Raw genomic sequence first — 14,296 nt, 5'->3', positions numbered from 1 at the left:
AAAAACACCTATTTCCACTTGGCTAATCTAAAAATGAATATAAAATAAAACCACCTTTCTCCGGTTGTATACCAGAAAAAGATGGTTCAGAAAGAATTTGATATCGACTTCTAGAAAAATGTCAGTGAGATTCAATTTAAAAAGTAGATCAGTACCCTTTTAATTTGCTTGAAGTTTCTTTAATAACTTTACTGTATGTTCATGCTGTGATAACTGCTTACCATAGGGCTGCCACACGGCTAAATAGTTTTTTTCATTTATTGTAAATACAAATGATTTTTCATCCGCTGTTAGAGGCTCGTCATTTTTCAGTGCAAAGACATCTACTGCATACAAGAATGTATCGTCATAAAAATATTGTATGCTATAAGTAGCATCTTTTTCAAATTTCTTCGTTGTTTTTCGTTCTGCTTCTGCAATATTGACTAATGGCGTTTTCTCTGCATAACGTACGGCCTCTTTGCCAGTAAAAGTAGCTATTGTTTTATCACCCTGCATGACAACAATTTTATCAATTTGTGCCTGGTGATCTAAAATTGCGGCGATATCTTTGTCTTCATTACGATTTTGTTGGATTGTCATAAACGCACTAATCCCTAGTACAATCATCAATACCGCCATAAAAATTCCTTTTCTTCTCATCCAATCATCCTTCTTGGTATACGATAACAAGTGGTACTGTAAAGATCAAAGCAGTCCCCTTATGTCGTTGCTCAACCATCAATTTACCATTCACAAACTCAATGCGCTCATTCATACCCTTTAAGCCATTGCCTGCGGATTCATTAATCGACGTTTTTAAACCTACGCCGTCATCTTCCACCATCAGGACAATATCTTTCGTTGATTGCTCAACCGTGATTGTACAATGCTTTGCTCCACTATGGCGCACAACATTATTGACTGCTTCTTTTAAACACATACTCAGCGTATTTTCTAAAATAAGCGGTACATCGTATAATTTACGGTCCCCTTCGATTTTACAATTAACACCAGCCATTTGTAATAATTTTTCAACTTGATACAGTTCATCAGATAATTGTACTTTCTTCATATCCGATACCATTTCACGCACTTCTTTTAATGCCATACTCGCCGTTTGACGAATATCTTTTAATTCTTCTTTAGCTTTATCTGGATTTTTATCGACTAGACGTAACGCTAAATCTAATTTCAAACCGATCATCGATAATTTTTGCCCAAGTGTATCATGTAAATCACGGGCAATTCGTTGACGTTCTTCATAAACACTTAACTCTGAAATACGTTCATTCGCTGTTTGCAACCGGCCTTCTAACTCTGTATTTTGTTTACGACTGTATAAATAAAACGGTCCCAAAATAGCCCCAAATACGACAAGCACCATATAAGGAATTTGCTGAATATACAGCTCCGTTTCAATAAAGAAACCACCAAGAATTGATCCAACGGTAATCCCTAAATGGATGCCATACATAATATAAAAGCCAACTGTATTACGAATACGTCCAATAAACATCGCTGTGAAAAAGGCAAAATAAAAGTAACCAAATAATACCGCCATCACAGCATTAATAATCATCATAAATGACAGCCACATATACACGAGACCATTCGTTAATACCGATGCAAAATATGTACAAATTAAAAACGTAAATAAGATGGCAATCGTAATGCTTAACGTAGACGCCTCTGAATTATGAAAAATCCAGGCAAATGGAATGAAACATCCTACAACCCAAATACTAAAGCTTAAAAAAGGGCGATTTGAAATAATTTCAAAAGCCTTTGCTTGCATATAATCGCTCCTTTCAACTTTTTCTATTATAGCCGAAATCACATAAAAAAAGCACCCATCATGGATGCTTTTCACACTGCTAGCCTTCTGAAATTGAAACAATATATGTTGTAAAAATGACGCTATGTTTGCCGCCATCTTCCTGTCGAATAGAAGCTACCTCAAATGTACCTTCTGCATTTAAAAATTTCTCGTCGAACTCTGAAAAAGGTAATGCATAGGTGATTTCTTTACCACTTGATAATTGAAGAATCGTATTTGACATATTCACACCTGCTTTCAATAAATTTCACAGACGGTCTAACATAATCTTATATGACTGTTCTATATCCTAATTACACGCTATAAATATTAATGATTTAAACGAATTTCATAATCATGGCTACTACCATAATGTGATTCTTCATATTTGTACGTATACATACCACCCATCAGTGAATCCTTTGGAATGCGTACATACCCGATTTGTTCTAATTTCGTTATCATTTTTTTCGCACGCGCCTTTGAATGGTATACATACATATCATTGTATCCACCCTCATATTCATAATCTTGACCAGCTTTTATTTTCTTATGATATGCGCGATATTTTGACACAATTGGTTTAATCGTTACATTAATATCATACATATAATACGTCTTATTATTAAATGAAATTTTCAATAAATCTTCGCCATTTAATGTCGTATCATAGCCAGTTGGTTTTGTATGGCTGACGAATTTATAGTTTCGTTTTTTATTATCCAATTGTACATATGTTGTTTTTTTACGATTAGTATAGGCACCTGATCTATCAGAATAAGCATAGTAATACCAAGTAGGTTTTGTATTCGTTTTAGATTTTAAAATATAGCCCGTTGTTGAACCAACCTTCACTTTATAATACTTCGACGATGCTTTTGTTGTAGTAGTGACTTTTTGATTTTGCTTCAGTAATGTAAGCTTTTTCGTTTTTTTATTCGCAGATTTATAAATATACGCACCTGATTCGGTATAGTACGTTTTCATTGTTGCTGCCTCTACATTTAACGGATTTGAAGTTGCTGTGAAAACTGTCGTAACGCCCATCAGAATAGCTAGAGAGACACTTATAATCTTTTTATTCATATATAAATCCTCCTTTTTTATTTATTATAAAAGCACAATATATACATGAATATGCATCTTTATACCAACATATTAATTCCATAAAAACACATCTCTCATTACAAATAACATCAATATATTTTATTCATTCAAAAAAAGCATTTTAATATTATTAATAAACACAACATCAATATTTCGGCTCAAACAAATTCCCTTTATCCTTATATTTATACATACCTAAAATTATATCCAAACACATAAAATAATTTTTACATTAAATTAACATACTTTTAAATAAAATAATTGAATAAAGTAGAAAAAAATGTTTTTTTAGAGAAAATATTTGAAAATTTTGAATAACCATCATATAATGAAAGAAAAATCCGAAAGGAATGATAGTATGCATTTTTCATCTCTGTTTTTTAAAGAACATTTATTTGAAAGTAGCATTTTCGTCGCTTTACTTATTATTCTTTTCAAATTTATGGGCTTCTACTAAATGGACATAATAAGCGGAAGAATGGTTTTCAATTCTTCCGTTTATTTACGAAAAAAATAATTAGATGTAAATAATTTCTCTAAAAAGAAGGAATTTACTTCAATAGAAACGAATTAAGTATCAGGAGGTGGAGAGAACATGCAAAAGCAGCAAGAATATAATGTCTATTTATTTTTGAAAGATTTCGAAACGGCTGGTGAAGATACAGCAAATTGGGCAGGCGTGAAAGATCAACATGCATTACATACCGCGATTCATGATGCACAGGCACATGGTTTAGCAAATGGTATTTCTAGCACCCTTGAACAAGGAAATACGACAATTCAGTTCAACAATCCGCAAATAACAACCTTAGGCGAAAAATTTTTACGTGCACATGAATAAACATCGTAACATCTACACAGTCAGAGAATTTGCAACGTATCGCAAATTCTCTGTTTTTTCGTTTAAAAAGCGTACAACGTCACTCGCTTTTTCAAGCTGACAATGATAGCATGAAACGTAATTGGAGGTTTCATGATGGGACGAGATAAAAAATTTTCTACACACGATTTATGGCAAGCTACACATGAGCTGATTGTTGAAACAGGCTACCAGGGATTTACGATGAGTCTGCTCGCAGCAAAGCTTCATGTATCTCGCGCAGCCATTTACAAACATTACCCAAATAAAGAAGAACTACTTATTGACTTTATGGTTGAAAAAATGCGCTATAGTGTCACGCTATTAAGTGAAATAGACTTTACACAAAGCTTTGAGCATCAATTACGCGACTTATTAGAAAGAATGTTTCAACTTAAAGATTTGCATCAAATTTTAGGAATGGCTTCGACGATAGAAGATGTTTCACCAGTTATTACCGAAAAAAAACAGGTTTTATCAGCGATGCACCATGAACTGTATGCCCCCCTTAATCAATTAATCACTAAAGGCAAAGAACAAGGTTTTATCGACCCTGCTCGTAATAATTTTTTATTACTAGGCTTTATCTTTCAAACGATTGACATACCAAACCACGCTGGACTGCCATTAGATACATTTATCGCAGAAATCCAGGCTCTTATTTTACATGGCATATCAAATAAGTAACACATTTGTCACTTTTATTAGTTACACATGTGTTACTTTGGTGTATACTTTAGTTGGCCTTTTAAGAGGTCAACTTTTTTTATGGAGGGAAAAATTTTGTTTTTAGCATTTAAAGAACTGAAGCACGCCAAGCTCCGTTATGCTATGATGACAGCAATTATTGTCTTAATTGCTTGGCTCGTATTCATTTTATCTGGACTTGGAAACGGATTATCAACACTAAGTGCCGCGACATTAAAAAACATTAACGCTGAGTACGTTGTGTATGAAGAAACAGCGGGCGCGACATTTGCAAAATCAATTTTATCAGAAGATATAATGGAGGATTTAAAGAAACAAAAAGATATTGAGGACGTAGCGGCATTTGGCGCTTCTACAATTTCTGTCGGCAAAACGACATCTAAGGATGCCGATGATAAAGAAGATGTGGCATTAATCGGCTTAGAACCGGATGCCTTTGTTATGCCAACTGTTATTGAAGGAGAAAAATTATCACTTTCAAATAAAAAAGGCGTTGTCATTAACGATACGCTGAAAAAAGCCGGCTATAAAATCGGTGACAAGCTACATGTATCCAATTCAAATTTAAAAGTTGAAGTCATTGGTTTTGTAAAAGGCGAAACATTTAACCATTTACCGGCCATGTTTGCAGTACCAGAAACATGGCGTAGCTATCAATATGCTGCGCCTGGCTCTGATAATGGTCTGAAAAAACCCGTACAAGCCTTTTTCTTAAAAGCACCTAATCTAGAGCCTGAAAAACTTGATAAATCAATTGATGATATCGAAACGGTGACGAAAAGCAAAGCTGTTAACGGCATGCCTGGTTATACAGCAGAAAATGGTACGATTATGATGATGTTAGCATTTTGTATTGTTATTTCAGCATTTATTATCGCGGTCTTCTTCTACGTTATTACAATGCAAAAAACACAACAATTCGGTGTCATGAAAGCAATTGGTGCAAGCAATGGCTTTATTGCACGCGCTATCGTCGCTCAAGTGGCGATTCTTTCAGTTGTCGGTATTTTAATTGGTATTTTATTAACATACGCTACTGCGCTCGCCTTCCCAGAAGGTATGCCATTTAATTTAGATCCTGTATTAGTCACTACATATGCAATTATCTTATTAATTATTGCATTACTTAGCTCGATCATTTCAGTTCGTCAAATTGTCAAGATTGATCCATTAACAGCATTAGGGAGAGTGGAATAAATGGCCCTATTATCACTACAAAACATTTCAAAAAGTTATACAGAAGGTTCTACTACCGTTCAAGCTTTAAAACAAGCTTCACTTGAAGTAGCTGCTGGCGAATTAGTAGCCATCATCGGCCCATCTGGTTCTGGTAAAAGTACATTGCTTTCTATTGCAGGTGCTCTATTACAACCAACAGAAGGTACTGTTACAATTAACGGGCAAGATTTAGGCAATTTATCACCAAAAAAACTAGCTAGCTTCCGTTTACATGAACTTGGCTTTATTTTACAAACATCAAATTTAATTCCGTATTTAAACGTGCTTGACCAATTATTACTTGTCAAAAAAATGGACAGCCGTGTAACAAAAGCGGACAAAGCACATGCTAAGCAATTGTTAACAGAGCTAGGCCTTAGCGACAAATTCAAAAAAATGCCGAATGAATTATCTGGTGGCGAACGTCAACGTGTTGCCATTGCCCGTGCATTTATGAATAACTCAACCGTCATCCTAGCAGATGAACCAACAGCAAGCCTTGATTCAAAGCGTGCCTTTGAAGTCGTACAACTACTAGCAAAAGAAGCAAAAGAACGTCAAAAAGCGGCTATTATGGTGACTCATGATGAACGTATGCTACCACTTTGCGACCATGTTTATCGTATGGAAGACGGCGTGCTAACAAAAGAAGCTTAATTTATTATTTCAAAAAAAGGATGACGTGCATGTCATTCTTTTTTTGTAGACTTAAACTATTAGAAGCATTTCGCTTAAAAATATTTCAATACTACTCTAATTAAACCAAGATAAAGACGGTATCGCTTTCGAAAAATAAGCTACATACAAAAAAGCCGGTAAACATACGCGTGTGTTTACCAGCTTTTTCTAAATTTTATGATGCTTTGTAATTGAACAAAGATATGCCTTCTGGGAGAATCGAACTCTCATCTACGGATTACGAGACCGTTGTTCTACCATTAAACTAAGTAGGCAAATAGGTAAATTAGTAATGTAACTTACAACTATTATTATACTCTTTTTTGTACTTTATACAATATTCCTGTCAGAAAAACACACTTCTTGTTTATTTAACTTTTTTCTACTTTAACGCTTTTACTGCTGTTCTATTAAGAAAATTACTTTGTGCACCCTTAATGATGATGAACATACTCATTTTCTTTCACGTATTCACGGAAATTCGCTAAATCTTGCATGCCTGTTGACGTGCCATCGATTGCTTGCTGCAAGCGCTCTAATAATACCGTTTGTAAATTTGGATGATACCCAAAATAAGAGGCTAACTCAATTGAAACGCTTGGATTTGTATCAGAAAATTGCTGCGCCATTAAGGCCATTCGTTCCATTAAGATGCCTGTAAATAAGAAATATGGTAACATAATGACTTGTTTTGCACCTTGCTCTAGACAGATTTGCATGCCTTGCTCCACAGTTGGTGTTGTTACACCCATAAAAGCACATTCTACAGTTGAAACAGTCAGCTGTGCTTGTAAAATCGATGCGATGTTATAGAAATCCATTTTAGCATCTTCGTCACTGCTACCACGACCGATCAATAAAATTGCCGTATCTTTATGAGGAATCGACACATCAAATTGAATTTCTTCTAAACGAGCCTTTAAAATATCAATAATTGCTTGGTGAATACCGATTGTTTGGCCATACGTAAAACGAATTTCTGGGAACTGCGCCTTTGCCTCTTCAATTTCTGCTGGGATATGTAATTTAGAATGCCCGGCATGTAATAAAATAATTGGAATCACATGGATTTCAACCGCTCCCTGTTCAATACACGCTTGAATACCGTCCTCAATATTAGGATTCGCAAATTCTAAAAAGCATGTCTCTACTAATAAATTGGCATCAATCGCTGGCTTCATTTGACGAATAAATGAACGCACTTCTTCATTCCCCGCTTCTAGTCTGCTACCATGCCCAACAAATAATACCGCTGTCTTTTTTGTGGCGCGCTTTTTACGATATTTTTCAATGCCTTTAATATGCCCTTCTTGACGCACGCGTTCGCCATTTACCATTTCATAAATAATCGCCTCACGCGCTACATTACCTTGCACAATACTACGCGCCGTTTGCTCCTGCTGCACAGAATACCAAGTACCTTTTGGATAATCAATTACGACACATTTATCTTTACAACGTCCATTACAGCGTGTCCGTGACGTATGAATAACCTCATCTAATTTTAGTGTACGAATTTCATCACGAATTTGTTGCGTGACATCTTCTGCGCCAGCTCCCATACAAGTAGCTCCGTTACAAATCATTAAATGACGCTCCATTTTCGTTAAATTCCACGTTGTCATGCTAACTCCCCCTCATGTTGTTGATTCCCACACAGAGGATAGAAAGCATAAAAAAAGACACTTTCCCCTATAAAAAGTGCACTAAAAAAACGCAAATAACCTTTGCTTATTCCGCACCTATCCTCGTAGGGTGAATCATCGAAGATTAAATGGTAGGTCTCCTGGCTTCTCTTCAACGTACTTTACACCTTCCCGTTTACACAGTGGTTTTTGTAAAGCACTCCAAGTTACAGTTGCGGGACAGCATCGGTTTTTCACCGATTTCCCTATTAAGCTAAGAATTAGCGCCATTCATCATATTGAATTGCTTTCATTTTAGCATTAAATTTTGAAAAATCAAATAGCTTTATAAAAAAAGAGAGGCTATTCGCCTCCCTCCTGCTGTGCTAATTCAATAGTATGTCGCTTGAAAAAACCGATGCCAAATGCGATAGCTTGCAGGCTAAAGAAAATCATTTCATTGACGAACCAGCCATTTGTATAGCTATTCCATATAGGAAAATTAAAAATAAGCGAACCCTTATCAGCGATACCACCACCAAAGGCAGTCAAATCCGCCTGTACTTGTGTGTATTCTAGATATGTACTAAGTGCCAAAATAACGCATAACACGACGATATAGCTTACAATTTGTTGTCCCTTCGCTTGCACAAAATAACGGGCGCCAATGACAAAGCTAATGAATAAACTAATCAGTAAAAATGGAATAACAAAGACAAGCGGAATAAATGCTGGATTTATATTTTTTAATGTCTCATCCGGCGCTAATGTAAAATAATAGCGCACAACAAAGACACCAAATAATGAGATTGCTAATGAAATATACCACGCTAATTTACTCAAAAAATCACCCTCCATTGTTCATTATAAAAGAACTAGCTGAAAAAAAATAGCGCAAGCACAGCTTTCCTCCGCACTTGCGCTATCATTACATCGTTAATTGCTGCAATGTTTGTAATTGCACAGTTAATCGTATAAAAAGTTCATTTTGCTCGATGGCTTCATTGCGCTCCTTTAGTAGCTTTAAGTAGCTACATAATGCATACGTAAATGCATCGATAAACGCTAACTTCGGCAGCATCGTACGCTTTAACGTTTTTAATGTATCCGGATCAAAATTACGAAACTCCAGGACGCGCCCTAAAAAAATCACATCATAGGATTTTGATGTACTATACGTATGAAAGGTTTGTGGCTCATCTGTATGCAAAGCATTTATTAAAGACTTTGCAATATCCTCTATTAGAATACCATGATTAACATTTGACTCAATCGATAGTTTTCGATTGCCTTCTAGTAAGACATCAAATTGACCACCTCGCCAAAAAAACTGATTAAACTCACCCTTTTCAATAAGTTCATCATCGTGAAACACCGTCCAGATAATACGCATTGTATCCCTCCTATGCTTCATATACGAGCAATGAAGCCGTGAATAATGTTAAAAAGATTAGCTCTACAAACAGCGTAATAAAATCCCATTTCGTTGTACGTAGTTTTTCCATTGGCATCCATAGCACGTACAGACGCCCGATTATAAGCAATGCACATAATGCTAGCATCCAACTGTAGGGATATAGCAAATAGGCATAAAAATAAATACCAAATTTCAAACAAAATTCAACCACAATACGGAGAAAGTGATGTTGTCGTAAAGAGGTGTAAAGTATCCCAAGGAGGGGCTGTTTCACCTGCTCCCCATATAATACCGCCTTGTACCGTTTATACTGAAGCAATCCATCAATGCTTACAATGATGAGCATGATACAATACAAAAATACAAAAAATACCGGTTGTGTCATCGTCATGTAAATCATTCCCATCTATCATTGATTGCATTTATTATACCGAATTTCGCCAAATTTACTATAGCTTCAAATAATGTTCGATTTTTCGTTTTCTTGAAGTCTTGTAGTATACTGAAAAAAAGGAATGAATTTGTAGAGGAGCTGTTAAAATGAACTACGTTGTCAATGCCGTTACACAAGATATTCATACCATTACACTCAATGCAAAGGACGGCGCTAATATTGTGCTTACAAACGCTGGAGCTGCTATCGTTGCGCTATGGGTGCCTGATAAAGAGCGCCAATTAGGTAATGTCGTGCTTGGTTATGAAAACATTGAGCAGTATTTAAATAATGATATGGCACTCGGCGCTACAATCGGTCGTCATGCAGGGCGTATTGAGCAAGCACAGATTTGTATAAATGGGGCACAAATTCAGCTACCGGCAAATGAAGGCCCTCACCTACTCCATGGTAATTTCAGCTCACTGCTATGGAATTACGAAATTATTGAGCGCGCTGATGATATTTCTGTTGTCTTTACGTTACACTCAGATGCTGGCTCTGATGGCTTCCCTGGAAATGTCGACGTCAATGTGACGATGACATTTAACGAAGCGCATGAACTTCGTATTGACTATGACGCATTAAGCGATGCAAAAACAGTCTTAAATTTAACGAATCATAGCTATTTCAATTTAAGTGGTCATCCTTCTCAACCAATTGGTGACCACTTATTAGAAGTAAAAAGCGATTATTATTTGGAACTCGCCGAAGATTCGATTCCAAGCTATGCAAAGGCCACACGTAATTCTTCCTTCGACTTTAGCGAGCCACAACTGCTCGCTCACCTTTTCGATAAAGATGACGTGCAGCTTACACGTGCAGGTGGCTTAGACCATCCCTTTCATTTATTACCGCAGCAGCCACAAATCCGCTTGGTTGAGCCACATGTTGGACGCGTTTTAACTGTTGAAACAAGCTATCCATTTGCGGTTATTTATAGTGGTAATAATATTGATGAAACGGCGATTCTCACAGAGCATTTACAAGCTAGAAAACAAAGTGCGATTTGCTTTGAAACACAGCTCGCTCCCTATTCTCATTTCAAAAAACGCTTTGACGCTGAGCTTGCAGCCAATCAACGCTATCACTACACAACAATTTTCCGCTTCACTACGCTTTAGGAGGCTTATTTATGGATGTTCGTCAACTCACCTATTTTACCGAAGTCGCAAAACAACAAAGTTTTACAAAAGCAGCACATAAACTGCATGTTACACAACCGACGATTTCAAAAATGGTTCGTCAGCTCGAATCTGAACTCGGCACAACATTACTCGATCGTTCGAGTAAACATGTTCAATTAACCGATGCAGGAGATGTTGTATTTGAGCGCGCTATTCAAATTATTCAAATGGTGGATGAAGTCCATTTAGCATTAGAAGATATGGAGCATTTAAAAACGGGTCATTTAACATTAGGCATGCCGCCGCTTATCGGTATTTTATTTTTTCCTCAAATCATGAAGGGCTTCCAACAACTCTTCCCAGATATTTCATTTCAATTAGATGAAATCGGCGCTAACATCGTCAAAGAACGTGTCTTATCTGGTGATTTAGATGGTGGTTTTGTGATGCTACCTGCTCACGATGAAGACTATGATTGTATTCCTTTTGTAAAAAAAGATGTGTACGTCATTGTTCATAATGACCACCCATTAGCAACAAAATCTACTATTTCAATGCGTGATTTAGAAAATGAGCCCTTGCTGCTATTTTCAGAAGACTTTACCTTGCATGACCGTATCATTCAAGAATGTGAAGATTTTGGCTTTGAACCAACGATTGCTTTTGAAAGCTCACAGTGGGAATTTATTAGCCAAATGATTGAACATAATTTAGGTATCGCCTTATTCCCTGAACCATTTGCGCATAAAACCAATCCCAATGTGGTGAAAATGATTCCATTAGAGAAGCCAATTTTATGGGAAATTGCTTTCATTTTAAAAAAAGATCGCTACCGTTCACAGGCAATGCGTGCATTTCTTGACTACGTGAAAAAGAATTCCAATTTGGAATAATGATGATAATAATTATGTATTTTACGAATGCAGCTTTTTGTTATACACTGAATAACGAATTAACAAAGCGCTAGCATATTATTTAAAAAAGCGCGTTTAGACGCGCCTTTTTTTATTTAAACTAGCGCATTATATAAAGGTCGTGATTTTGTTGAAAGTCCTTCAAAAAGCACTTCAGATTATCGTTCAAATTATTTTCATTTGGGGATTTTTGCTTATTGGCACATGGCTTAGCGCAGCTCTCCATATCCAGATTCCAGGTAGTATTATTGGTCTCTTATTATTATTTATTTGTTTAAAAGCACATATTATTAAACTGGCCTGGGTGGATGCTGGTGCAAGTTTTTTAACTGGCGAATTATTATTATTTTTCGTCCCTGCCGCAGTTGGTGTTATTCAATATGATGAAATTTTTGGTATCATCGGCATTAAACTAATTGTCGTCATTGTATTAGGGACCATTGTGGTCATGGCAAGTACCGGTGTCGTTGCAGAACGTTTTGCGAAAGGAGATGTCGCCAAATGATGATTGCAGCTAGTTTAGTCGGTACAATTTTAATTTTTTACGCAAGTAAATGGGTCTATGCCCACTACCAAAAAATATGGCTCTCTCCTCTTCTAATTTGTCCGCTTATTTTAGTAGTCGTTTTGTTAGCAACGCATACTTCCTATGCACAATACAATAGCGGAGCGGATTTATTATCTAAGCTACTAGGTCCTGCTACCGTCGCATTCGCTGTTCCAATGTATAAAAACTATGACTTATTAAAGAAAAATGCACTCGCTATTTTCGCAAGTCTACTCATTGGCTGTGCTGTTGCGATTATATCTTCACTTGTTTTTGCATTATTAGCAGGTTTAAACAATGAAATGGTCAACAGCCTCGTGCCTCGCTCGATTACAACACCTATCGCGATGGATATTTCCAATCTTATCGGTGGTGAGCCAACAATGACCGCTGTCTTTGTTATTGTAACTGGCTTAACAGGAAGCATTGTCGGACCACTCGTCATTCGAATCTTCCGCTTCCGACGTGCCGCATCAAAGGGCTTACTTCTTGGCATGGGCGCCCATGGTTGTGGTACATCTAAGGCATTTGAATTTGGTGAATTAGAAGGAACCTTTTCATCTCTTGCGATGATTGTGGCTGCACTCGTTAGTATCGTGCTTTCCGAAACCTTTTTCCCGTATTTATCAAAAATTTTATTATCGTAATAAAAAGAAGCAGTCGTTTATTTGAAGCTACTGCTTCTTTTTTATTTGTTATAGACAATTATTATGAACTTTCTAAAAATTTGAAATAATGTTACGATAGGGACATATTTAATTGAAGGGAGTTTTTTCACATGTCAGTACCTGTAACACTTACAACTTCACCAAAGCAAAAACCCGCAGCAGATAGTCTTGGTTTCGGTAAATTTTTTACAGACCATATGTTTGTGCTTGATTACTCATCAGCAAAGGGGTGGCATGATGGTCGCATTATCCCATATGAACCTATTTCATTAGATCCTGCAAGTAAAGTCTTCCATTACGGTCAAGCCATTTTTGAAGGACTAAAAGCATACATAACAGTAGATGGCGAGGCGCTCTTATTCCGTCCAGATCGTAACTTTGCTCGTTTAAACCACTCAGCTGAGCGTCTATGCATCCCTACAATCGATGAACAACAAGCGCTAGAAGCTCTAAAGCAATTAGTCGAAGTAGACCGCGCGTGGATTCCAGCTGAAGCCGGTACCTCTCTTTATATCCGCCCATTTATCATCGCAACTGAAGCCGATTTAGGTGTAGATGAATCAACTGAATACAAATTTATCATTATTATGTCACCATCAGGCTCTTATTACGCAGAAGGTATTAATCCTGTTAAAATCATGGTAGAGAAAAAATATGTCCGTGCGGTTGTTGGCGGTACAGGAGAAGCAAAAACAAGCGGCAACTACGCTTCAAGCTTAATTTCATCAAAAGAAGCACATGAACAAGGCTATTCTCAAACACTTTGGCTAGACGGTAAAGAAAATAAATACGTTGAAGAAGTTGGTAGTATGAATATCTTTTTCAAAATCAATGGCATAGTTGTGACACCCGAATTAACGGGCAGTATTTTACCTGGAATTACGCGTGACTCAATGATTCAAGTATTAAAACATAAAAATATTCCAATTGAAGAACGCCACATTGCGATTGATGAAGTTATTGATGCGCATAAAAATGGCACATTAGAAGAAGTTTTCGGCACAGGTACAGCTGCTGTTATTTCGCCTGTTGGTCGCTTATTATGGGAAGGTGAAGAGTTAGTTATCAATAATGAAGAAATTGGTGACGTCTCACAATTACTGTACGATACATTAACAGGGATTCAATCTGGTAAAATCAATGATGACTTCAACTGGACAATTCGTTTAACATAATTTGCATACACAAAAAGTCGAC

The 14,296-nt window shown here is 36.6% G+C and carries 16 protein-coding genes, 1 tRNA gene and 1 riboswitch; of the genes, 9 read left to right on the top strand and 8 right to left on the bottom strand.

What is annotated here, in order from left to right; all coding sequences use genetic code 11:
• Positions 1-159: 159 nt before the first annotated feature.
• The 4 genes from KTHG_RS05385 to KTHG_RS05370 form a co-directional block, all read right to left on the bottom strand.
• Positions 160-642: a hypothetical protein gene (locus KTHG_RS05385; RefSeq protein WP_139991999.1), complete on the bottom strand. Its 483-nt coding sequence runs from the start codon at positions 640-642 to the stop codon at positions 160-162.
• A 4-nt stretch (positions 643-646) separates the two neighbouring features.
• Complete coding sequence (locus KTHG_RS05380; protein ID WP_255512390.1) at positions 647-1,777, bottom strand: sensor histidine kinase; 1,131 nt, start codon at positions 1,775-1,777, stop codon at positions 647-649.
• 79 nt (positions 1,778-1,856) lie between these two features.
• Positions 1,857-2,042, bottom strand: coding sequence for a hypothetical protein (locus tag KTHG_RS05375; RefSeq protein ID WP_139991996.1), 186 nt, complete (start codon positions 2,040-2,042; stop codon positions 1,857-1,859).
• A gap of 86 nt (positions 2,043-2,128) precedes the next feature.
• Complete coding sequence (locus KTHG_RS05370) at positions 2,129-2,884, bottom strand: hypothetical protein (protein ID WP_139991993.1); 756 nt, start codon at positions 2,882-2,884, stop codon at positions 2,129-2,131.
• A gap of 616 nt (positions 2,885-3,500) precedes the next feature.
• Between KTHG_RS05370 and KTHG_RS05365 the strand changes: the two genes are divergently transcribed.
• From KTHG_RS05365 to KTHG_RS05350, 4 genes are all read left to right on the top strand, one after another.
• Positions 3,501-3,746 carry a hypothetical protein gene (locus KTHG_RS05365; protein ID WP_139991991.1) on the top strand — a complete coding sequence of 82 codons (246 nt, stop codon included), beginning with the start codon at positions 3,501-3,503 and terminating at the stop codon, positions 3,744-3,746.
• A gap of 135 nt (positions 3,747-3,881) precedes the next feature.
• A complete protein-coding gene (locus KTHG_RS05360; protein ID WP_139991988.1) occupies positions 3,882-4,451 on the top strand; it encodes a TetR/AcrR family transcriptional regulator in 570 nt (189 codons plus the stop codon).
• Between the two features lie 96 nt (positions 4,452-4,547).
• Positions 4,548-5,669 carry an ABC transporter permease gene (locus KTHG_RS05355; protein WP_139991985.1) on the top strand — a complete coding sequence of 374 codons (1,122 nt, stop codon included), beginning with the start codon at positions 4,548-4,550 and terminating at the stop codon, positions 5,667-5,669.
• The gene (locus KTHG_RS05350) at positions 5,670-6,347 is read left to right on the top strand and encodes an ABC transporter ATP-binding protein (RefSeq protein ID WP_126989962.1); all 678 of its coding nucleotides are present in this window, start codon (positions 5,670-5,672) and stop codon (positions 6,345-6,347) included.
• A gap of 225 nt (positions 6,348-6,572) precedes the next feature.
• On the opposite strand, the gene KTHG_RS05345 is transcribed toward KTHG_RS05350, so the two are convergent.
• The 4 genes from KTHG_RS05345 to KTHG_RS05330 form a co-directional block, all read right to left on the bottom strand.
• Positions 6,573-6,643 (bottom strand) — tRNA-Thr (locus tag KTHG_RS05345).
• Positions 6,644-6,802: 159 nt separating this feature from the next.
• Positions 6,803-7,993, bottom strand: a complete 1,191-nt coding sequence (locus tag KTHG_RS05340) for a CbiX/SirB N-terminal domain-containing protein (RefSeq protein WP_126989964.1) — start codon at positions 7,991-7,993, stop codon at positions 6,803-6,805.
• 134 nt (positions 7,994-8,127) lie between these two features.
• Positions 8,128-8,300, bottom strand: a riboswitch (cobalamin riboswitch).
• Positions 8,301-8,356: 56 nt separating this feature from the next.
• Entirely contained in the window at positions 8,357-8,836 is a 480-nt protein-coding gene (locus tag KTHG_RS05335; RefSeq protein ID WP_139991982.1) for a hypothetical protein, read from the bottom strand.
• Between the two features lie 85 nt (positions 8,837-8,921).
• Positions 8,922-9,386 (bottom strand): hypothetical protein, encoded by a 465-nt coding sequence (locus tag KTHG_RS05330; RefSeq protein WP_139991979.1) that lies wholly within the window; start codon positions 9,384-9,386, stop codon positions 8,922-8,924.
• A 564-nt stretch (positions 9,387-9,950) separates the two neighbouring features.
• On the opposite strand from KTHG_RS05330, the gene KTHG_RS05320 reads away from it, so the two are divergent.
• From KTHG_RS05320 to KTHG_RS05300, 5 genes are all read left to right on the top strand, one after another.
• Positions 9,951-10,967: an aldose epimerase family protein gene (locus tag KTHG_RS05320; protein WP_139991973.1), complete on the top strand. Its 1,017-nt coding sequence runs from the start codon at positions 9,951-9,953 to the stop codon at positions 10,965-10,967.
• Positions 10,968-10,978: 11 nt separating this feature from the next.
• Positions 10,979-11,863 (top strand): LysR family transcriptional regulator, encoded by an 885-nt coding sequence (locus KTHG_RS05315; RefSeq protein ID WP_126989969.1) that lies wholly within the window; start codon positions 10,979-10,981, stop codon positions 11,861-11,863.
• Positions 11,864-12,014: 151 nt separating this feature from the next.
• A complete protein-coding gene (locus tag KTHG_RS05310) occupies positions 12,015-12,389 on the top strand; it encodes a CidA/LrgA family protein (protein ID WP_139991970.1) in 375 nt (124 codons plus the stop codon).
• Positions 12,386-13,078, top strand: coding sequence for an LrgB family protein (locus KTHG_RS05305; protein WP_126989971.1), 693 nt, complete (start codon positions 12,386-12,388; stop codon positions 13,076-13,078). The genes KTHG_RS05310 and KTHG_RS05305 overlap by 4 nt, the downstream gene beginning before the upstream one ends.
• A gap of 131 nt (positions 13,079-13,209) precedes the next feature.
• Positions 13,210-14,274, top strand: coding sequence for a branched-chain amino acid aminotransferase (locus KTHG_RS05300; protein WP_139991967.1), 1,065 nt, complete (start codon positions 13,210-13,212; stop codon positions 14,272-14,274).
• The last annotated feature ends 22 nt before the right edge of the window (positions 14,275-14,296 follow it).

The sequence above is a fragment of the Kurthia sp. Dielmo genome, from assembly GCF_000307285.2.
GTDB classification, from domain to species: domain Bacteria; phylum Bacillota; class Bacilli; order Bacillales_A; family Planococcaceae; genus Kurthia; species Kurthia populi.
This window is presented reverse-complemented; position numbering and strand designations above follow the sequence as displayed.